The organism is Paraburkholderia sp. GAS82, assembly GCF_050436285.1.
GTDB lineage: Bacteria > Pseudomonadota > Gammaproteobacteria > Burkholderiales > Burkholderiaceae > Paraburkholderia > Paraburkholderia phenazinium_B.
On sequence record NZ_JBNDLX010000010.1, the window covers coordinates 275,884 to 296,185 of the forward strand.

At 58.9% G+C, this 20,302-nt stretch carries 20 protein-coding genes; 9 read left to right on the top strand and 11 right to left on the bottom strand.

Going from position 1 to position 20,302, the window contains the following annotated elements; genetic code table 11:
* Positions 1-155: 155 nt before the first annotated feature.
* On the bottom strand, positions 156-1,097 hold the full coding sequence (locus P3T17_RS29100; RefSeq protein WP_429409889.1) for an aromatic alcohol reductase: 942 nt from the start codon (positions 1,095-1,097) through the stop codon (positions 156-158).
* 301 nt (positions 1,098-1,398) lie between these two features.
* Here P3T17_RS29100 and P3T17_RS29105 point away from each other — a divergent pair, with 301 nt between their 5' ends.
* Positions 1,399-2,301 carry a LysR family transcriptional regulator gene (locus P3T17_RS29105; protein ID WP_429409891.1) on the top strand — a complete coding sequence of 301 codons (903 nt, stop codon included), beginning with the start codon at positions 1,399-1,401 and terminating at the stop codon, positions 2,299-2,301.
* Between the two features lie 347 nt (positions 2,302-2,648).
* Here P3T17_RS29105 and P3T17_RS29110 read toward each other — a convergent pair whose 3' ends face one another.
* Entirely contained in the window at positions 2,649-3,107 is a 459-nt protein-coding gene (locus tag P3T17_RS29110; RefSeq protein WP_074267957.1) for a hypothetical protein, read from the bottom strand.
* Between the two features lie 470 nt (positions 3,108-3,577).
* On the opposite strand from P3T17_RS29110, the gene P3T17_RS29115 reads away from it, so the two are divergent.
* The 3 genes from P3T17_RS29115 to P3T17_RS29125 all read left to right on the top strand — a co-directional run bounded on the left by P3T17_RS29115 (position 3,578) and on the right by P3T17_RS29125 (position 7,218).
* The gene (locus P3T17_RS29115) at positions 3,578-4,729 is read left to right on the top strand and encodes an aminoacyl--tRNA ligase-related protein (protein ID WP_429409893.1); all 1,152 of its coding nucleotides are present in this window, start codon (positions 3,578-3,580) and stop codon (positions 4,727-4,729) included.
* Positions 4,730-5,113: 384 nt separating this feature from the next.
* Complete coding sequence (locus P3T17_RS29120) at positions 5,114-6,829, top strand: methyl-accepting chemotaxis protein (protein ID WP_429409895.1); 1,716 nt, start codon at positions 5,114-5,116, stop codon at positions 6,827-6,829.
* 14 nt (positions 6,830-6,843) lie between these two features.
* Positions 6,844-7,218, top strand: coding sequence for a hypothetical protein (locus tag P3T17_RS29125; protein WP_429409897.1), 375 nt, complete (start codon positions 6,844-6,846; stop codon positions 7,216-7,218).
* A 57-nt stretch (positions 7,219-7,275) separates the two neighbouring features.
* On the opposite strand, the gene P3T17_RS29130 is transcribed toward P3T17_RS29125, so the two are convergent.
* A complete protein-coding gene (locus P3T17_RS29130) occupies positions 7,276-8,160 on the bottom strand; it encodes a LysR family transcriptional regulator (protein WP_429409899.1) in 885 nt (294 codons plus the stop codon).
* 126 nt (positions 8,161-8,286) lie between these two features.
* Here P3T17_RS29130 and argC point away from each other — a divergent pair, with 126 nt between their 5' ends.
* Positions 8,287-9,213 (top strand): N-acetyl-gamma-glutamyl-phosphate reductase, encoded by a 927-nt coding sequence (gene argC / locus P3T17_RS29135; RefSeq protein WP_429409901.1) that lies wholly within the window; start codon positions 8,287-8,289, stop codon positions 9,211-9,213.
* Positions 9,214-9,251: 38 nt separating this feature from the next.
* Here argC and P3T17_RS29140 read toward each other — a convergent pair whose 3' ends face one another.
* Positions 9,252-10,028, bottom strand: coding sequence for an SDR family oxidoreductase (locus P3T17_RS29140; RefSeq protein WP_429409903.1), 777 nt, complete (start codon positions 10,026-10,028; stop codon positions 9,252-9,254).
* A 103-nt stretch (positions 10,029-10,131) separates the two neighbouring features.
* Between P3T17_RS29140 and P3T17_RS29145 the strand changes: the two genes are divergently transcribed.
* Together P3T17_RS29145 and P3T17_RS29150 are read left to right on the top strand one after the other, a co-directional pair.
* On the top strand, positions 10,132-10,563 hold the full coding sequence (locus P3T17_RS29145; protein ID WP_074267952.1) for a winged helix-turn-helix transcriptional regulator: 432 nt from the start codon (positions 10,132-10,134) through the stop codon (positions 10,561-10,563).
* Between the two features lie 324 nt (positions 10,564-10,887).
* Positions 10,888-12,072, top strand: coding sequence for a DUF3466 family protein (locus P3T17_RS29150; protein ID WP_429409905.1), 1,185 nt, complete (start codon positions 10,888-10,890; stop codon positions 12,070-12,072).
* 75 nt (positions 12,073-12,147) lie between these two features.
* On the opposite strand, the gene P3T17_RS29155 is transcribed toward P3T17_RS29150, so the two are convergent.
* Entirely contained in the window at positions 12,148-12,489 is a 342-nt protein-coding gene (locus P3T17_RS29155) for a DnaJ family domain-containing protein (RefSeq protein WP_429409907.1), read from the bottom strand.
* A gap of 350 nt (positions 12,490-12,839) precedes the next feature.
* Entirely contained in the window at positions 12,840-13,130 is a 291-nt protein-coding gene (locus P3T17_RS29160) for a hypothetical protein (protein ID WP_429288526.1), read from the bottom strand.
* 496 nt (positions 13,131-13,626) lie between these two features.
* Between P3T17_RS29160 and P3T17_RS29165 the strand changes: the two genes are divergently transcribed.
* Positions 13,627-14,616, top strand: coding sequence for a hypothetical protein (locus P3T17_RS29165; RefSeq protein WP_429409909.1), 990 nt, complete (start codon positions 13,627-13,629; stop codon positions 14,614-14,616).
* A gap of 77 nt (positions 14,617-14,693) precedes the next feature.
* On the opposite strand, the gene P3T17_RS29170 is transcribed toward P3T17_RS29165, so the two are convergent.
* Positions 14,694-15,206 carry an N-acetyltransferase family protein gene (locus P3T17_RS29170; RefSeq protein ID WP_429288524.1) on the bottom strand — a complete coding sequence of 171 codons (513 nt, stop codon included), beginning with the start codon at positions 15,204-15,206 and terminating at the stop codon, positions 14,694-14,696.
* 73 nt (positions 15,207-15,279) lie between these two features.
* Complete coding sequence (locus P3T17_RS29175; protein WP_429409911.1) at positions 15,280-16,533, bottom strand: serine hydrolase domain-containing protein; 1,254 nt, start codon at positions 16,531-16,533, stop codon at positions 15,280-15,282.
* Positions 16,534-16,755: 222 nt separating this feature from the next.
* Between P3T17_RS29175 and P3T17_RS29180 the strand changes: the two genes are divergently transcribed.
* Entirely contained in the window at positions 16,756-17,763 is a 1,008-nt protein-coding gene (locus P3T17_RS29180; RefSeq protein ID WP_429409913.1) for a LacI family DNA-binding transcriptional regulator, read from the top strand.
* Here P3T17_RS29180 and P3T17_RS29185 read toward each other — a convergent pair.
* Genes P3T17_RS29185 through P3T17_RS29195 form a run of 3 tightly spaced genes read right to left on the bottom strand, consistent with a single transcriptional unit; the run spans position 17,729 to position 20,261 of the window.
* A complete protein-coding gene (locus P3T17_RS29185) occupies positions 17,729-18,649 on the bottom strand; it encodes a sugar phosphate isomerase/epimerase family protein (RefSeq protein ID WP_429409915.1) in 921 nt (306 codons plus the stop codon). The genes P3T17_RS29180 and P3T17_RS29185 overlap by 35 nt on opposite strands.
* Positions 18,649-19,899 (bottom strand): NAD(P)/FAD-dependent oxidoreductase, encoded by a 1,251-nt coding sequence (locus P3T17_RS29190; protein ID WP_429409917.1) that lies wholly within the window; start codon positions 19,897-19,899, stop codon positions 18,649-18,651. The genes P3T17_RS29185 and P3T17_RS29190 overlap by 1 nt, the downstream gene beginning before the upstream one ends.
* The gene (locus P3T17_RS29195) at positions 19,896-20,261 is read right to left on the bottom strand and encodes a non-heme iron oxygenase ferredoxin subunit (protein WP_429288519.1); all 366 of its coding nucleotides are present in this window, start codon (positions 20,259-20,261) and stop codon (positions 19,896-19,898) included. Before P3T17_RS29195 ends, P3T17_RS29190 begins: the two co-directional genes overlap by 4 nt.
* Positions 20,262-20,302 lie beyond the last annotated feature (41 nt).

Genomic DNA, 20,302 nt, shown 5'->3' on the forward strand with positions numbered 1-20,302 from the left:
CTGCACGGCGCAGGCGCGCCGCGCTTTCCATCGTCCCAGCATAGCCCGCGGTTGAAGCGTTCTCCAAGCCAAAAATTCTCTTGAGTATGTGAGCGGAATTGACCGGTCGCGGCAGAACCAAACCGGTTGGGTTCGGTTCTATGATGACGGAATGATCAGGTAGTCCTTGCAGCTTCGCTTACCACGGCGTTGCTTCGCATCCACTCCTCGAGCCCGCTGACCGCGATACCCCGTTGCGCGTTGAACGTGCTTTGCTGATCCCACGCTACACCGCGCCCTTCCGCAAAAACAACACGATACTTCCGCAGAGAATCATCAGGTTCCTGGACCAGTTTCCGCTTCAGTTCATCCACGCTCCAGGCACTGCGAAGGACTTCCGTGCCCATCAATCTGTCAATCGTGTCCGCCAGTTGCCGATAAGTCACTGTGTCGCCCGCGATGTACACCACCTGGTTGGCAATTCTCGGCTCCGAGAACACAATCTCCGTGGTCAGCGCGCCGATGTCCTCCGCCGTCGTCACCGTCACCGCGTTGTCCCAACCGCCCAATGCGTTCACAGTGTTCCGGGCCAGATCCACAACGCCGAACGCTGGTTCGAACAGGAAACTCGTAAACATACCGGTCGAGACAATGACCCATTCGGTCTGCACTTGCGAGCGGAGAAGATCGCGCACGTCGAGTTGTTCGTCGAAGAGATCCTGCGCGCTTCCTCTACCGATCACCTCATAGTCGACGCCGAATTGCCAGGGGAAATACCGTTTGACTCCGGCATCCAGCGCGGCTCGGGCGAGCTTGAGTTGTACACCTGGACCGCCGACAAACCCGGTGCATGAAATGACGGTATCGAACCGTCGGAAAATGGCCGCGAGCGCAGCGCCCGATTGGTCCGAAAGATCTCCTGGAACGATTTCGACGCCTAACGAGCGTAGCTCTGCCACGTCCTTCTGTTTGACGGGGTCCGTAGACTGGATGGTCGCCGGACGGAGTAGCACTGCCACGGGGATGGCGGCAGGCGCCGTTCGGCGCACCAGTGTGCGCACTACAGCCATGCCGAGCTCGCCAGCGCCTAGAACGAGAATGCCGTTGTCGTGCAACATATGCGTTACCTCTTTGAAGAAATGGAGTTGAGTAGAAGCGGAGTTCGCGACCGGACTACGTAGCACTCGCTTTGTGCTGACTGGAGAGTCGGGCCGTCGAATGATCAGGAGTGTAGGGGCGCACAGGCGCCGCATTGTTCGCCGTGGCGGAATACAGAAAGCATCCGCGGCGAATCAGCCGGCTCCACTCGCAAGCCGGACAGACTCATTGGGCGGGAACGTCCCGCGGTGACGGTATGATGGGTGTCCCTCAAGCTGCCGGTCGCGCTCTGCTGACGACCAGACCCAACGCCGACCACGTATGGACAAACTTCTGGCAATGACCACCTTTGTACGCGTCGTCGAGGCACAGAGCTTCAGCAAGGCAGCGGAGACGTTGTCGATGCCTCGATCGTCCGTCACGACAGTCATCAAGAATCTGGAGACTCATCTTGGCACGCCGCTGCTCAGGCGCAGTACCCGAACGCTCAGCCTGACCGATGCGGGCGCGCGTTACTTCGCATCGTGCCAGGCCATTCTGTCCGACATTGCGAAAGCGGAGATCGACCTCTCCTCTGACGCAATGACCCCGCGCGGACGTGTGCGGGCAGGTATGCCGGGGCTGATCGCCCGGGCGATCGTCTTGCCGAGGCTGCCCGAGTTCGAGAAGCGCTTTCCGGACATCGAACTGGTGCTAGGGCTCAGCGACCGACCCGCGGACCTGATCTACGACGGCATTGATTGCGTCATCCGCACTGGCGAACTGACGGACTCGACTCTGGTAGCGCGTCGGCTCGGGCAACTAGGTTGGCTGACCTGCGCGTCGCCCGGCTATCTCAGGGAGCATGGCGAGCCCGATTCGGTGAGCGCGCTAGGCGCTCACCGCGTAGTCAACTACATATCGAATGCGACCGGCCGTCCGCTTGACTGGCGCTTCAAGGTTGACGGTGAAGATCTTGCGATCACGATGCAAAGCCGTTTTTCCATCAACGAAACGGAAGCCTATTTGCAATGCGGTCTGGAAGGCCTGGGGCTGATCCAGATATCACGATTCGCAGCATCTCCCTACCTGCAAACCGGACGGCTCAAGGAAGTGCTGGCTGACGTGCGATGCACGCCGGTACCGATTTCCATTGTCTATCCACTTGGCCGGAATGCAAGCGCCGCGATCAAGGCATTTGTCGATTGGATCGTCGAGATCGCGACGACAGCTTCGTTTCAATGACGTGTAGCCCGAAGCACTATCAGGAAACGGGTGTGCGGATGGTTGAAACACCCTTCTGCCTTGCGATGCCTCGTTAGTCGCCGCCTTGGTAAAGTTCACGCATCTGCGCTGCCTGGCCATTTTTCTGAGAATCTTCCAGTTCACGCATCACTTGCTCGCGTGCAGCAACTCGATGTTCGGGAAGAGCTCCCTGAGGAGAAGCGCCAATCCGGCTCTGAAGAGCTCGTGATCATCGACGATCAGTACGCGCATTTCATCGTCTCCCACAACCGCATTCAAGGCGAGCGGCCATTACACAGCGGACGATGCTACATCTGTAGCAATCATCCGCTGTGTTCACATCGATTTCATCTGACCGGTTCAATCTTGAAGGCATCGACCGCGACACCAAGGTCTACACCCTCCCCGCTGCCGCTCAACGCCATCGACGTCGTTCCCTTCGTCAGCACCTGGGCAGTACCGCTATTCCCCACGCCGGCCGAAGCACCAGCCTGCGCATAGCTGCCGTACACATCCCTGATGCTATAGACATTGCTGATATCGCCGTGGCCGGTGACGTGGAACTTGCCGGCCGTCAGGCCGCCGCCGTGCACGCTGATCGTGACAGCGGCCTTTTGCCCATTATCGCAAGTTACTCTGCCGCGCCCTTCGGCATGTTGATAAATCGCCGACCATCCGGACATGCTGAAGGTCAGATGGCACTTCACCGGTGCACCGGCTGCCTGAGCCGAGGTGGCGGTCAAACCAGTCAGGGCACCCACGCACAGCAACGTGGCGGCAGTCGATACAAGGGTACGCTTGCTCATAGAAGTCTCCTGGCACATGAATAAACGTTATCAAGTGTAACCATCATTCGGCGTTTCGGCAGGACTTTTCCGGCAACTCATGGCCAGGCTTGGTCAACCCGCCCCTGCCTGCAATGGGGGTGCGCAACGCTCGGCTTTGCCACGGGAGGACCGGGGTTGCGGCGACGCCGCGTTTCAGGCAAAGTAATATTCACTGAGAAGAGGATGCCAACCGGCGCCCCACCTTAAGCGTATCAACGCGACCAATCCTCGGTTTTTGGACAGAAACAAGACGTCATGGAATTTTTGAGGAACCTTCCGCAACGACCTCCGGTGCCCGCAGTAGCGGCCGGAGTTTGCTCGCGACCTCAAAATGCGCACAAGAAAGGCTAGTCGCCTGCGCCTTGCGTGAGACTGAACGATCCGGACGCCCCCTGCGGGCGTTTTTTATTTTCAGACCTATTTTTTCGCTGAATTTAAATCCGGAGCACATGATGAAATTCTCACAGCAGTTTTTCTCGAACAGCTTTTTTGAGCAAGACAACGACAGGCTTGAGCTGACCGACCTTGCTCGCAAGTCATGCCTTATCCACCAGGACGCTGCAGGACTTTACTCGTGGATGTCACTGGGATTGAGAGCCCAACGCCGCGTCGAAAGCATTGTGCGCGAGGAGATGGACCGAGCCGGGTTCTGCGAAATGCAGATGAGCCTTCTGCAGGATGCCGACCTGTGGCGGCAAAGCGGGCGGATAGACGTCTACGGCGACGAGCTGATGAGGTTGACCAACCGGACCGGCCGTCTGTTTTGTCTGGGTGCGACGTGCGAGGAACTGGCCACCAACATGGTCAAAACTCACTACAACAAGACAGACATGAGCGTGGGCCTCTATCAGTTTGGCAACAAGTACCGTGACGAGTTAAGGACGCGAGGCGGATTGGCGCGGGCCAAAGAATTCATCATGAAAGACGCCTATACATTCAACGCTACGGAGGAAGGCGCACGGAAGGCGTATGAGGCCGTTCGCGAAGCATATATCCGCATCTTCCGCCGCCTGCAGCTGGACGTCGTCATAAAGTCTTCCGACAACGGGGAAATTGGCGGCCGAAGTTCGGAGGAGTTTCACGTCCTCAGTGAGCTGGGCGAGGACGAAACCGACGGACGCAAATCGCTTGAGTGTGCCCACATCTTCGACCTTGGCGACCGCTACTCGAAGGCTATGGGACTAGTCAACGCCAAAGGCGAGTTCGTCAAAATGGGCTGCTTCGGAGTGGGTATCTCGCGTCTGGCAATGCTCCTGCTCAACCGTCAGCGCGACGAGCGAGGATTCTGGGGCAGCGAGTCGTTCAATACTTTCGACGTCGTGCTGACGGTCATCGATTGGGACCGCCAGGCGCACCAGGAGGCAGCCGAGGCAATGCGGCGCGATCTGCAGGCGAGAGGACTGAGCGTGCTCGTGGACGACCGCCAGGCGCAAGCTGGCAAAAAGCTCGCCGATGCCGAGCTGATCGCGTGCCGGCAACGCGTGGTAATCGGCAAAAACGCAATCGCCTCCGGCCGCTTCGAGTGGATGAACCGACGAACGATGGCGCGCGCAACCGCGACGGCGGGAGAAGTCGCGGATCTCTGCGCGAGACAGCTCTAGCAACACGAGCCGCGAATCGCTACCAACGTCGCTTCCATGAACCGGCGGAAGTCCTCGTGCACGAATCGCGAGATAAACAATCCGTCGGGCAAACTCCTCGGGCGAAACTTATATTCCCAACGTATGTGCGTGCCCCGGTCGCTTCCTGATAAGCGAAAATCCGAAAGCGCGTAGGTGACGTATCGACCCGTATCGTTCGTGAGACTCCATATCTCGAACAGAGTCGGCACTCCATCTTCCCTACAATAGCAAGGGAAGTGCTTACGAAAATTCCAATAAAAACTTACAGTAATTACCCTTATCAGGATTCGCTAATCGACTTAGCATTCACCCTTCGCGTGACATACGAATAAATTACAGACCAATGTCGAGCCGGGGTGAATTGTGAAATCGAGTGTCAGTAGTAAGCTTTTGTCCGTGGTTATCCTGCTTGTGCTTAGCATGGTGAGCTTAAGCGTGTTTTTTCTCGTCAAGCTCGACGAGTCTAACGCGCGCTCGGCCCAGATGTATGAACGAGACTTCCGCGACGTTTTGACGATAGGCGAAGTCGATGGCCTTCTCACCCGATCCGATATCAATATTCTGCGCATGATCGCGATTGGTGATCCTGCGTCTATTGCGATCTGGAAGCAGGAGAACAACGACCGCTTCACCGCAGTGGACAAGGCGCTAAACGAACTGGCTGCGCATGATGACGGCACCCAGGCCAGCGTAATCGCGAATTTGCAGAATGCCTACCAGCGCATGCAGGCCGGCATGAAACACCAGGTCGCGCGAATCGAAGCCGGCGACATCAAAGGCGGAGCGGAGGTTAACCGGCTTGAAGTTAAAGAGAATGCCAATCAGGTATTCAGCATTCTGACCGCCATGAAACAGCATGTGCAATCCGCTGCTCAGGCAAAGCTCATTGACGAGCAGACGGCCGCCAGTCACCTTCGGATTTTATCTATTGTGATCGTGGCCCTTGTATCGCTGCTGGCCATGATCGTTGGTATTCGGGTTGTCCGCTCGGTAACGACGGCGCTGCAAACCGCGCTTGATGTCGCAAATCACATCGCGGCAGGAAAGCTCGGCAATGACATCGTCAATGTTTCGCTCGACGAATCCGGTCAACTTCTGGATGCGCTCAAGAAAATGGACCGGCAACTCAGCGATACGGTGCGCGGAATCAAGGCAACCACCGAATCGGTCACGGTGGCGTCGCGTGAAATCGCCAGCGGCAATACCGATCTCTCCGCTCGCACGGAGCAGCAGGCGAGCTCACTGGAAGAAACCGCGGCCAGCATGACGCAGTTGACCGAAACGGTGAAACAGAACGCCGACAACGCCCGCCAGGCGAATGCCTTGGCCACCCACGCTACGGACATAGCCGATGCGGGTAACGACTCGGTTCAGGCCATGGTCGGGACAATCGGGGAGATCAGCAGCAGTTCCAGCAAGATTTCCGAAATCACAGGCGTGATCGAAGGGATTGCGTTCCAGACGAATATTCTCGCGCTGAACGCTGCTGTGGAAGCAGCGCGTGCTGGCGAGCAGGGTCGAGGCTTTGCCGTCGTAGCCAGCGAGGTTCGCAGTCTGGCTCAGCGTTCGGCCGCCGCAGCCAAGGAAATCAAGGAACTGATCAGCTCTTCCGTGACGACGATCCACGAGGGTGCGCAGCAGGCAACCGAAGTCAGCGCCACCATGGGTCGGGTCAAGCAGGCGATCAAACAGGTTTCCGATATTGTTGGCGAGATCGCCGCGGCGTCCGAAGAACAAAGCCGCGGCATCGAGCAGGTGAATCAGGCCGTCAGCCAGATGGACGAAGTCACGCAACAGAACGCGGCGCTCGTCGAGCAGGCTGCCGCCGCAGCTCAATCACTGGAAGAGCAGGCGATCAGTTTGAAGGATGCCGTGGCCGTGTTCAAGGTAGCCGATACGGGGCAATTCGCGTCACACGTCGCGACTCCGCAAAGCAAGCCTCGCCTGCCTGCTCCCAAGGCTCCCGCCGTGCGTCGTACGGAGCCACAAAAGCCGAAGGCTGCCGCCCGGGCTCCCGAGGCTGACAGGCACGCTGCTGCCGTTGGGGATACCGGGAAGGCCGACTGGGAAACATTCTGATCTGCAGATACATCATGTTCAGTCTCTTCAAAATGCAGAGCGACGACGCAGACGTTGAGGCGGCCCTGGTTTCACCGGCGCAATCGTCGCCGGTACCGGCCCCTCAGTCCGCGATAGCGAGCGACGACACGTTGCTCGATTCACTCGCGACCCTGTCAACGCTAAACGGCGTCAGTCTGCTACAACACAGCGCACGCCTTGAAATCATCAGTGGGTTGCTGGCTTCCGTGTTGACCCGCTTGCCCCTTGCGATGCGCGAAGGTGTCGCCGAGTCGTTCCGAGGCAGGGTTGAGAAGCTGATGTCTCTCAGTGACGACCGGCCGTTGCCGGAAACGTACCACTCGGCGCTGTTGACCGAGGTCAACCGGTATTTGAACGCGCTTCGGTAGGCTGGGTACGAACTCTTTCTACGGAGTCAACCCAGCCGAAGCAACAAATAACGACCGCTATCTCAATCGCAGATCCCACAACACATCAAGTACGTGTTGTGTGGAATGCTCGACATACCCTGCACGATGTGCGATGCCGAGCCGGCGCCACAACGCAGGGCGCAGAGGACGCATAACGACGCGCCTGTCGGGCAATGGAGTACTAGCCTCGTGGGGCAACAGCGCCGCGCCGTAACCCGCTGCGACCAGACTCTTGATCGCGTCGTTGTAGTTAAGCTGGATGCGCGGCGCAGGATGGTGACCGGCGCTCGCGAACCACTCCGCACTCAATCGCGAGAGACGCGTGGTGGCGTCATTCAGAATAAGCGGCTGAGCAGCGAGCCATTCCGGCGTGACGCGAGCCGGACACCGCCAATGCGCCGGCACGAAAGCCATGACGGGGTCGCGACGCCATGGCTTTATCACGAGTCCAGCCGCCGGAGGCTGAGGCAGCGCGACCAGCCCAACATCCAGTGTCCCTCCCGCCAGTCGGGTTAGCGTTTCCTGCGAAGTGAGGACCGCAACCTGAATGTCGATAGCGGGATGGTCCTGCCGCAGCACATCCAGGGCTTGCGGCAACAGATGTGCGATTGCACCGGTCGACGCACCGAGTCGCACGCGTCCTGCAAGACCCTGCACCTGGCGTTGAACATCGTCCAATGCCTGCTCCGTATCGGCCAGCAGTCGACGCGCGCGCTCTACCAGCACCTCGCCGATCGCCGACGGCCTTACGTTTCCGCGCTTGCGTGACAGGAGCGGCGCCCCAATGCGGTCTTCGAGTTCTGCGATATGCAAGCTGACGGTCGGAGGCGCCAGGTGCAACGCACGCGCCGCATCGGCAAACGAGCCGCGGTCGGCAATGGCAACCAAGGTGCGCAAACGGTCCAGGCTGATCTCTCGCATAGCGGCGTCCTGATTCAGTAAATCTGAATGTGTACGTTATGAAATTCAACTTTTGCTATTGTAGCCGCGCGTAGAAAATGATGGCTCACTCTACTTGTTACAGCCCAGCCACCGGAGTATTCACGCATGAGCTCTCCCCTTGTTTTCATCGACGGTGACCAAGGCACCACCGGGTTGCAGATTCACGAACGGCTGCGCGACCGGACCGACCTGAAACTCTTTACGCTTCCCGCTGCAGAGCGTAAGGATCCCCGGCGCCGCGCCGAGGCCATCAATACCTGTGATATTGCCATTCTCTGCCTGCCCGACGACGCCGCGCGCAAGGCGGTAGACGCCATCGTCAATCCCGCCGTCAGAGTTATCGACGCAAGTTCCGCGCACCGCACGCACCCGGACTGGACATACGGCTTTCCGGAAATGACCCCGGGACAGCCGGAGCGGATAGCGAACGCACACCGGGTCACCAATCCTGGTTGCTATCCGACCGGCGCGATAGGTCTGCTGCGGCCTCTGTTGCAAGCCGGACTCATACCCGGCGGTTATCCGGTCAGCATTCATGCGGTGTCCGGCTACTCCGGACGCGGGCGCGCTGGCGTGGAGGAACATGAGGGGCCGGGCGCCGTCAACACGCCCGCCTACCAGGTATATGGTCTGGAACTCGCGCATAAGCACACCCCGGAAATCCAGCGGCACGCGGAGCTCACGCAGCGGCCCTTGTTCGTCCCTGCGTATGGTGCGTTTCGCCAGGGCATCGTGCTGACGGTGCCCCTGGAGCTGCGGCTGCTGGCGCCCGGCGTCGACGGCGCCGCGTTACACGCATGCCTCGCGCGCCACTATGACGGCATGGCCCACGTGCGCGTCTCGCCGCTGGAGGAATCGCGTGCCGTAAAGCACCTCGATCCGCAAGTGCTAAACGGTACGAACGACATGAACTTGAGTGTGTTTCTCAACCAGGAACACGGACACGTGCTGCTATCCGCCGTTTTCGATAATCTGGGCAAAGGGGCGTCGGGTGCAGCGGTTCAGAACTTGGACCTGATGCTCGCGCATTGATAGACGCCGATGCATATCGAGTGCTGACGCAACTTCTCTCAGACGCTGGCCGGCTTCGGACGGCCGAGTTTTACCATTTGCCGGAACATGAAGTGCGGTGCAACGCGGCTGGCAATCTTCAATATATTGCTCACGCCTGGGCGAATTTCGAGTTTTCCAGCCTCGATACCCGCAATGGCACGCTTGGCGAGCACGCGCACACTCATGCCTTTTTCGCCCTTCATTTCCTCGGCAAACTCGCCCCGAAATAGCGGTGTTTCGGTGCCCGGCGGGGCCAATTCGACTACGGACACGCAGGTGTCGGTCAACTGCGCCCTCAGGCACTGCGTGTAGGCATGAAGCGCGGCTTTTGACGCACTGTATATCGGGGCCGCAGGAAAGGGAATAAACGCCAAACCTGATGACACGTTCACAATCAGGCTGTCGTTCTGCTTCAAGAGCAGAGGCAGGAAAGCCTGAATCATCCACATGGGTCCCTTCAGATTTCCGTCGACTTCAGTGGTCAGATCACTCAACCGATGCTGCTGCCCCAGTTTGATATTGCGCATCACTCCCGCGTTGTTCATCAATGTGTTCAACGCTGGAAACTGGCCAGACACGGTTTCGTACAACGACTCGACACTCGTCGGATCGCTAACGTCACTTTGAAAAACATGGAGTCCCGGCACGGCTTGCCGTGCCGCCTCCAGCCGGTCGAGATCCCGTCCGGTGACGATCACCGTGTTACCCCGAGCGGTCAATTGCCTTGCCAACTCCAGACCAATCCCGCTGGTCCCTCCCGTAATCAATATGGTTCTTCCGGTCATCTTCATCATTCACTCTCTGTTTTGTTGAGCACGAGCCTAGTTTGACCGGCATACTCTCTAAAGGGAAGAAGGCACCAGACGGTTATATACGCACCAAAAGGAGAGCGTGAAAATGAAGCGAGTCCCAGATTTCACCAAGGAACAGATCGCTGCCGCGCAGTACTACGCCACCCTGACACCGCCGATCGATCTTGATCCTCGAATTGCTTCGTTAGTCACGGATCTCATCGGCCGAGTGGCAGACAAATGGACGATGTTGATTCTCGACGTGCTTGCTGAGAAGTCACCGCTGCGGTTCAGCCGGCTTGCCGAACTGGTTGAGGGAATCAGTCAGAAAATGCTCACCCAGACCTTGCGCGCGATGGAGCGCGATGGTCTGGTGACACGCACGGTGTATCCGGTCGTGCCGCCGAAGGTCGAATACAAACTCACAGACCTCGGGATCACATTGGGCGCTGCGTTTTGCGGAGTCTGGGTCTGGGCGGCCAACAATCTGGATGCAGTAGAGAAGGCACGTGGAGATTTTGACCAACGCCCCGCGTGAGGGATGCGCTTCGCTACATGGTTCGCCTTGCTGCTGACTTTCGCGCATTTGGCGTGAGAAGTCCAGCGAGGCGAGCGCTCTAATTCAAGCGATCGCTTAGTCCGCTATCGAGCAAAGCCACGCAATGGCAATTTCGCATTGTCATTAATTTGCCTCGCTATTTAATCAGTTGAAAAAAGGCATTCCATAGACTAGAGTGGACCGTAACTTCTACCCCGCTGTGCCGCACATAAATCGCAGTCGTTCTGACGTTGATGTCGATGTTGGTGCATATGCCTCTGAATGGTTAGGATTGCTTTTCGTGATCGCCCGGCGGTGTATGCCGTGACGCTCGCTGCCCACAGTTCTCACGAATTCCGAAATAGCACTGCATTCCTGGTATTGGCTGCGTCGTTGTCAAAATGCATTCGGCACGCTGACGGCCAGGCGGCCGATCGCGATCCAGGTTACGGCTCAGGAAAGGGGTTTGCCATGCGATCCACATTCAAGGTAGTTAGTAGTGTGTACTATGTACGCCGCGTCCTGATTGTTTTCACCACCCTGCTCGCGGTCGCCCCATTCCAGCTTGCCTCAGCCGAAAGTCTCGTCATCAAGGATCTCGGCGCGCTCCCCGGTAGCTTCAACTCCAGCAGCGCTCTTGGGATCAACGAGCGCGTCCAGGTGGTCGGCTATTCGATCACCGCGAGCGGGAGCACGCACGCTTGTCTCTTTGAAAACGGGGTGGTGACCGACCTGGGCACGTTCCCAGGCGGTAGCATCAGCACAGCTACCGCCATCAACAATCGTGGCCAGGTGGTCGGTTCCTCGAGCACCGCACGCGGGAACGACCACGCCTTTCTATATGAACACGGCGTGATGACCGACCTGGGTACGCTCCCCGGTGGCGACTTCAGCTCAGCTGCCGCGATCAACGAGCGCGGCCAGGTGGCCGGTTCCGCCTCCAACCTGCGCGGCTATGTGCACGCGGCCCTGTTTGAAAACGGGACAGTGACCGACCTGGGCACGCTCCCCGGTGGCACCGATAGCGGAGCTCTGGGAATCAACAATCGCGGCCAGGTGGTCGGCTATTCGTCCACCGCAGGCGGGTTCGCACACGCCTTTCTGTATGAACACGGCGTGATGACCGACCTCGGCACGCTTCAGGATAGCGGCCTCAGCCATGCTCAGGGGATCAACGATCGCGGTCAGGTGATCGGCATATCGTCTACCGCAAGCGGGGACGTGCACGGCTTTCTGTACGAACACGGAGTGATGACCGACCTGGGCACGCTTCCCGGTCGCAGCGACAGTAACGCTTTTGGGATCAACAATCGCGGCCAGGTGGTCGGCGAGTCGGATACCGGAACCAGTCCGTACTTGCCTAACGCCTTCCTGTTTGAACACGGCGCGATGACCAACCTGGGCACGCTCCCCGGCGACAACTTCAGCGAAGCTGTCGGAATCAACGAGAGCGGCCAGATCGCGGGTAACTCCACGTTGCACGCTATTCTTTGGACGCGTGAAAAATGATCGCTGCTCGCCAGTCGTTGCTGCCTGACCCTGCAAGCGCCATCGAACGCAAATCTGATAGGTCAATCGTATGTACTAGTAGCCGCCACGAGCAATGTTCTCGAGCCGTACAGATACCTTTAGTTGCAGCTCGCTGATTTCCCGCTTCAGCGCCAGGGCCTCGCTACTCGATGCGTCGATTGTGGATAGCCGGGCTCGCTTATCCGCGAGGGCTTTCATCATCTCGACCTCGGCTGGCACGTATCCGGAATCTTTCAAGGCCTTGAACGCCATCCGATACTCTTCCGGCGTTTCTTCGTAGCCGTCCGCGTAAGTCGTGCGTTTTCCCCAATCCTTTGCTGTTTGCAGTTCGCCGCTCTCCTGACTACGACGGATGCTTTCGGCGATTTGTTCGTCAAGCGTGCGCGGGTTCGCCATCGTGTGTTTCCTTCTTTATCATCGCGGTGTTTTTCAATGCGACCGAAAAATGTGCGGGTGATTGGTTGGATTTGAGTCAATTGCCTTGAATCTGGACTGCGTTGGTTGAGTGCAGGCTAACAGATTGTCGTCGATCTGCTACGAGGGATCAAAGTCTGCAGATGGCTGAGCAAAGGTTAATGCGGAATGCATCATAGCGGGCCTGTGCGAAGCGGTCATCCTAAGGACAGGCAACCAGTTGGTATGCCGCACGCCTCTCCCAGAAAGAGGCCCAAAAAGACAAAAGACCGCTGCCCGTGAGGACAGCGGTCTTTCTTAGGATAGCTGGTGAATGACCAGGCTTGATACCGTTACTGACCAGCCGGCGACACAGTGCTCGGAGTCGCCAGCGTATTGTGACTCCCGGGCGCATTGACGAGAGACGTCGAGCTATTGCTGACGCTATTCGGCATGCTTGAGCTCGTAGCCCCGGAGCCCGTACCACTGTCCGAGTTAGTCGCACCAGGGGTGCCGTATCCGCTCGTTGCAGCGGCCGGCGACACGGTGCTCGGGGTCGCCAGCGTGTTGTTCTGTGCATAGGCGCCGGCCGACAGCGTAAGTGCGGCGACCGCCGCGATTAATGTGCTGGTTGCCTTGTTCATGACCCGTTCTCCTTGATTGGACTGGAATGTCAGCGCGAACGATCCATTCGCTTTATCCACGGCGGTCGTTGTGCGCTTGTCTCGTGGCGATCCAAACAAACTCGCGCGACCGTTCGCAGTGACATGCGTGAAGCACACCGGAGATCGCCGCTCAGGGCTGGCACGAGACACGTTTCACTCCTGGCAACAATCTATGCCTGCAAGGCCTAGACTCTCAGTTTAGGAAAGTGATCGATAATGATTAAGCGCGTTGTCCGCAAGGGTGAATTTCTATTTCTGGAATTACCCCCAAATGGCCCCCGTCCCCAATATGAAACCCGCATATACGATGCTTACGTCTGCGCGACAAGCCGGAACGAGGAAACCGCGTTTTCCAGCTGACGTGCCTATGCCTCGAGCGAGCCGGCCGCTGCAACGGCCTCTTCGACAAGCGCTGCGTTCTGCGTCGGAAGTGACGTAAAGTAATCCTTCAGCTAACTGAGACGGAGCACACCCGATGACAACAGCTGCAATTCCCATCGATCCGATCAACGGCATTCTTGAAGCCTTCAAAACGCATAACGTCGTGGCACTCTGCGACGGCGGCCACGGCTGCGAACAAGCCTATGCCTTAAGAGTCGCGCTGATACGGGACCCGCGGTTTGCTGACATCGTGAGCGATATCGTCGTTGAATGCGGCAATTCCCTTTACCAGGGGATGATGGACCGCTTCGTTGCGGGCGAAGATGTGCCGGAAAAAGAACTGCGCCAGGCTTGGCAGAACACCACGCAACCTCACGATGTGTGGGATCGCCCTGTTTTTGAGGGGTTTTTCCGCGAAGTACGCGCTGTGAATGCTTCGTTGCCAAAGGACCGGCAGATTCGCGTCCTGCTGGGAGACCCGCCGGTAGACTGGTCGAAGATCAACAATGCCGAGGAATACAAAGCCACCACCGTCATGGCTAACCGGGATAGTTGTCCCGTGGAAATTATCCAGCGTGAAGTGCTAGCCAGGCAGCGCCGCGCTTTGGTCGTCTACGGCGCGATGCACTTTTTGCGTAAGAGCCCGTACTGGCAAATGAAAGACCAGGCGAAAGCAGAGCAACGATTCAACAAGCCGGCGAATTCAATCGTTTCGTTGCTGGAAAGTCAGGGTGTCAAAGTCTATTCGGTCTGGTCCGCGGTACTCATCGATCTGGCAGCGTTACATCCCGACGTCACTTCCTGGAAGGTGCCAGGTCTCGTGCCGATTCATGGCACTCCGCTTGGAGCAATGAGCTTTCGCTCATATTATCCGCACATCGCGATCACGATGCACAATGGTGTCGCGGAAGAAATTTCTATTGATCCGATCCGCTCTCCTGTCATGCAGGAGCAGTTCGACGCCATTCTTTACTATGGGCGACCGTCGGAGTTGACCTGGAGTCAAGTGTTTCCAGCGTTAGCCGCCGATCCAGAGTACGTCAAGATGCGGTCGGACAGAATCGCGTGGGTGGGGTTGCCTTAGCATCAAAAGCGCAAAGTACTTCTCATGGGCAGCCGGGTCTGATCAATCGTGGATTGGGTACAACCGGAAGGGCCTCGTCAGTCCCTTGCGACCATTACCTTGTTCTCGTGTTTGACACCACCAAGCTCAAAGTATGCGATCCCCTCCTGCGTCATTCCACGTGAACGATAGAAAGAAATCGCCTTCTCGTTTTGCGAGTTGACGATTAGCCAGACTGCTCGATTTCCGGTTCTCGCCGCCGCAGTGTCTCTGGCTTGGGTCAATAATGCGGATCCGACTCCGCGACCGGCAAACGAGTCCTGGATGTAGAGCGTTTCAATCTCGATGGGGACATCTGCATGGTACGAGCCGAAGCGCATGACGATATAGCCTGCAAGGCCGCCTTCTGCCTCGGCAACCAACACGACGATGCCCGGATCGTTCATCAGCGCCAGAATTTTTTCGGATGTAAATGTCATCAGGACATATTGGGCAATGACATCGGAAACGCCGGCTGTGGCATAGGTATGCACCCACACGTGAGCACCAAGTACCGCGATGCGCGCCGAGTCTTCCGCCCCGGCTGGCCTTATTGAAAACGCAAACTTCATCGTGTGCTCTGACTAAAAACTGGCTAAGCGCCTCAGGATTTGCTGCGAGCAGCTACTGCCAAAGGCGCGGACCTCAGGATCCAGAGTCCGTAATCGCGCTATAAACCATCGTCCGCAACTGACGACGCACCGGGTGCGCGGACGACGGCAGGAGTTGAGTGAGGAACAGCACAATCAGGTCCTCGCGCGGATCGACCCAGAAGAACGTACTAGCCGCACCGCCCCAGAAAAAGTCACCCGCGCTGCCCGGAATCAGAGTGGCCGCGGGCGTAATAGTAGTGGCAAAGCCGAGTCCAAAACCGATCCCTTCGTAGATGGCCTCGCTGAACATCGAGCGCGACAGGCGAGGCAGATCAACACCACCCGGCAGATGATTGCTGGTCATCAGTGCCAGCGTCCTGCGGCCGAGCAGACGCACGCCATCGAGCTCGCCACCCTGGAGCAGCATGCGCGCAAAGCGCATGTAGTCGGTCGCCGTGGATACGAGGCCACCGCCGCCGGAAACAAAAGTGGGCGGCTTGAGATACGGGCTGACGTGAGGATCGTCCTGCAGCGTCGGCGCTTGCGCGGAGGCGATCTTCGAGCCGAGCGCACCGATGGCATAGCACGCGCAGAAACGGGACACCTTTTCTTCCGGCACGTAGAAGGCCGTGTCGACCATACCCAACGGATCGAAGATCCGTTCTTTCAGAAAGACCTCGAACGAAGTCCCGCTGACCTTGCCCACGATATAACCGAGTACGTCCGTGGCAACGGAATAGTTCCACGCTTCGCCCGGCGAAAATTCGAGCGGCAACGTAGCCAGCTTCTCGATCATCTCCTCCAGCGTGCCCGCAGTCGCGAGCTCGCCGATCTTCAGCTTGCGATAGGCCGCGTCGACATTGGTATTCTGTTGAAAGCCATACGTCAAACCGGAGGTATGGCGCAGCAGATCGACCACGAGCATCGGGCGGCTCGTCGGACGCGTCTGGAAGCTTTCCATGAAGCCCCCCGCGTGAACGCCCAGCTTGTCCCATGACGGGATGTACTTGCTGACAGGATCGTCCAGAGCAATCTTGCACTCCTCGACCAGCATCATGACCGCCACCGACGTGATGGGCTTGGTCATAGAGTAGATACGGAAGATCGAATCCTCAGCCATCGGCACCTGCCGCTCGCGGTCGGCGAGGCCAAGCACCGAGTTCAACGCAAGTCCGCCACCCCGCCACACCTGGACAAGGGCACCTGCCAACTTGCCGGTGGCAATATAGTTGTCGTCGACGAAACGCTCGATCCGCTCCAGCCGTTCACACGACATCCCTTGCTTTTCCTTGTCGCCCACACCCATGCCGCCTCCTTTGCTGAATGCGTCCTTCAGGTCGACGCCCGACAAAAGGCATCTTACTCGCCATGAGCGCGATGAACTACATGCTTGCAGCGGGCGGTGGCGAATCGGTCACTTGATATCGCGCCGGTCTTGATGCGATCATGCATCGACGCAACCCATCGCCGACCCCACTTGCGCGAGTCCTCCGTATCGATGCCCTCGAATCCGCACCGCAAAACCAGCATGGCGGATGTCGCCAAGGCAGCCGGCGTCAGCGAGGCCACCGTGGATCGCGTTCTCAACGGCCGCGGCGGCGTGGCGCGCGACAAGGAAGCGCGGGTGCTGGAATGGGCGCGCAAGCTGAAACTCGACCGTGCGCTTGGCGCGGTGCCGGCGCGCTGGCTGCGCATTGCCATCCTCATGCAGCAGCCGGCGGCGCCCTATTTCGTCAGCCTGAAGCGCGGCTTCGAACTCGCGCAGCAATCCTTCGAGGCGCAGCGCGCCATCTGCGCGGTCACCTACTTCGATAGTCTCGACCCCGCCTGTATTGTCGACACCATCCACCGCGCGACGCAAAAAGCAGATGCACTGGTGATGGTCGCCTACGAGCATCCGGACATTAGCGCAGCGGTTCGCAAGCTGAGCCCGGTCATTCCGGTCGTGACGCTCGCCAGCGACCTGCCCGGCACCGGAAGGCTTGCTTACGTCGGCATCGACAATCGCGGCGCCGGCCGGGTCGCCGGCGAACTGATGGGGCGATTTCTCGGCGATGCCGGCGGCGAGGTTCTCGTCATCACAGGCATGCATGACTTTCTGGCGCACGAAGAGCGCGAAAACGGCTTTCGTTCAGTACTGCGGCGCTGGTTTCCGCGCTGCGATATCGTTGAAACAGTCGAAAGCTTCGAGCGGCCGGAGCGCACCGAACGCCTGACACGCGATACGTTCGCCCGCTATCCGGATCTGCGCGGCATCTACAACATTTCGGCCGGTGACGAGGGCATCAGTGCCGCGCTGCATGCGCTCAACCGCGCGCGCTCCACGGTCCTGATCGGTCACGAACTCAATCAGGCTTCGCGCCGTCTTTTAATGGAAGGTACGCTCGATGCGGTGATCGACCAGAATCCGGTTGCCGAGGCCACGCGTGCGGTCCAACTTATTCTTCGCCACTATCATCGTGAGCCCGGGGTTGCACCGCTTCAGCAGATTCCGGTCACCGTCATCTTGCGCGAGAATCTGCCGCCTGAAGATTGAGGGCGGTTCGTGCCGCTCCATTTTCGTGTGCGCGCATACCGTGAGCACGTTGCTGCTGCACGTCGTGCCAAACGTCACGGATCCAGTCGCGTAGCATCAATGATTCTTGCCAACGGTCAGTCGTATCGTTGCCGTCGCGGCCGATGATTGCATAAGGTTTTGGCCCGAGCTCACAGGTGAACGACAAGGTGTCGTCGGCGCCGGCACGCTCACACCATGATTCGAAGCCATAACGCCACCAGTCGAGAAACAGGTCCACCCACATCCGGTGCGGCTCGAACGACAGCTCGATCTGCACCTGCTCGCGGCTCGCCACGCGGCCGTGAAAGGCCCACGAACTGTCGAGAATACGATGCATCAGCGCATGATTTTCGTCTGAGACTGGCCATGCGAACTCACGTCCGACGAGGTAATGCGAAATGTCGCCAAGCAGTTTCAGGTGCGGCCGCGCGTCGAGCAGATCCAGTGTGAAAAACAGGTCTGTTGTCATCCGATCGCGGTGCGTCTCGATGTAGACCGGAAAGTCCACCTGTTCCGCAAGACGCGTCCAGCCGTCGAGCAGCGTCAGTGCTTCCCCGAGACTGCGCGGACGGACATCCGGCTGCAGGTCGATGTGATGCACGCCGAATTCAGCGGCGTTTTCGAGCACGGGTTGCAGATCGTCGACGGTGCGCGGAAAACACTGGCCTTCGGCGTCGAGACCGTGCGTCTTGCGCAACGCGGCCAGTCGCTGCACATCCTCGCGGCGTGTATAGTCCGCGCTGACGCCTTCGAATCCGGCCTCGGCGATCATCTGCAGATTTGCTTCGAGCGAGCGTTCAAAGCCGTCTGTATGACGCCGTTCCATCGCCCACATCGACTGGAATACCAGCAAGCGTTGTGTCATCACGCCTCCACCGTCAGCAGCGACTTCAGTTTCGTCGAATGATCGGCGAGCACGGCGGGTTCGACGCGTGCACGGCGTGCTATCAACTCCTGTGCAACGCGCACTTCGCGGGAAATCTCACTCACCTTGCCAACGCCGCTCGCGCCCACCAGGATGCCATCTCCATCAAGAGCGAAAAATACTTTGGATGCCGAACCGGTTTCGCGCACCACGCTGGTCGTACCGAATGCAGGCATACCGGCAATCTGGATTGTCATGTCGTACTGATCCGACCAGAACCACGGCACGGCCGAATACGTCTCTCCGTATTCAAGCATGTTGCGGGCCACGACTCGCGCATGGTCTTCGGCGTTCTTCCAGCATTCCAGCCGGATGCGTCGGCGAAACAACCGATGTGGGAACGAACATACGTCGCCGGCCGCGAAAATATATGGATCGTTGGTCCGCAATGTGTCGTCGACAGCGATGCCGTCCGCGACATCGATGCCCGCCGCCTCTGCTAAGGCGGTACGGGGCGTTACACCAATCCCGACGACGACCGCATCGCATTCCACCGTAGTGCCGTCGGACAGTTTGAGTCCCGACACGCGCGTGCTACCCAAAACCTGATCTACTTGAACCGCGAAGCGCACCTCGACGCCCATCTGCCGATGCCTTTCAACCAGATAGCCAGCGACGACTTCCGGCACGGCCCGCATCAACGCACGCGAGGCCGCTTCGATCACCACCACTTCACAGCCTCGCGCAATGGCTGTCGCCGCGACCTCCAGACCGATGAAACCTGCGCCCACCACGGCAATCCTCTGCCCTGGCGAAAGTTCGCCGACGATCGACAACGCATCGGGCACGGATCTCAGCACATGCACGCCGGCCAGCGTCGCCCCCGGCACCGGCAAGCGGCGCGGCTGTGCACCGGTGGCGATCAGCAGCCGCCGGTACGACACCGAGCGGCCCTCGCCCAGCACGACACGCCGCTCTACACGGTCGATGGCGATGACCTGCGCGTCGACCCGCAAATCGATTCGGTTGTCGCGATAGAACGCATCGTCGTAAAGCGCGCACTGCGCCACCGTCTTTTGTCCCAGCAACACGCCCTTCGACAAAGGTGGGCGGTCGTAGGGCGCGAGCCCCTCGTTGCCGAGCAGCGTGATGTCGCCTTCCCAGCCGTTAGCGCGCAGCGCCTGCGCGGTACGCGCGCCGCACTGGCCCGCGCCGACGATAACCATTGCGCCACGCTCAGCGGTTTTCATGTGGCGTCCTTTGCGACATCTGTGGTGGCTGTGGCAGGCAGGCCAATCAGCACGTTGTGCCCATCGACGCGGACCGGGTAAGTCTGCAGCTTCACGCAGACCGGTGGGCTCAGGGGCTTACCGCTGACGATGTCGAAACGCCCCTGATGCAACGGACATTCGATCTCGCCATTTACGACGAAGCCGTCGGCCAGATGAGCCTGCTCGTGCGTGCACCAGCCGTCCGATGCATGAAAGCCCTTCGCCAGCCGATATACCGCGTAGCTCGCGCCTTCGTGATCGAAGCGCAGCACGTCCTCTTCATCGATGTCGTCGGTTGCGCACGCAACGACCCACTTCGTGTTGCCGGTATCGACTGCCACGATGCCTCCGGGATGCCAGAACTAGATTGAATACGGACTGC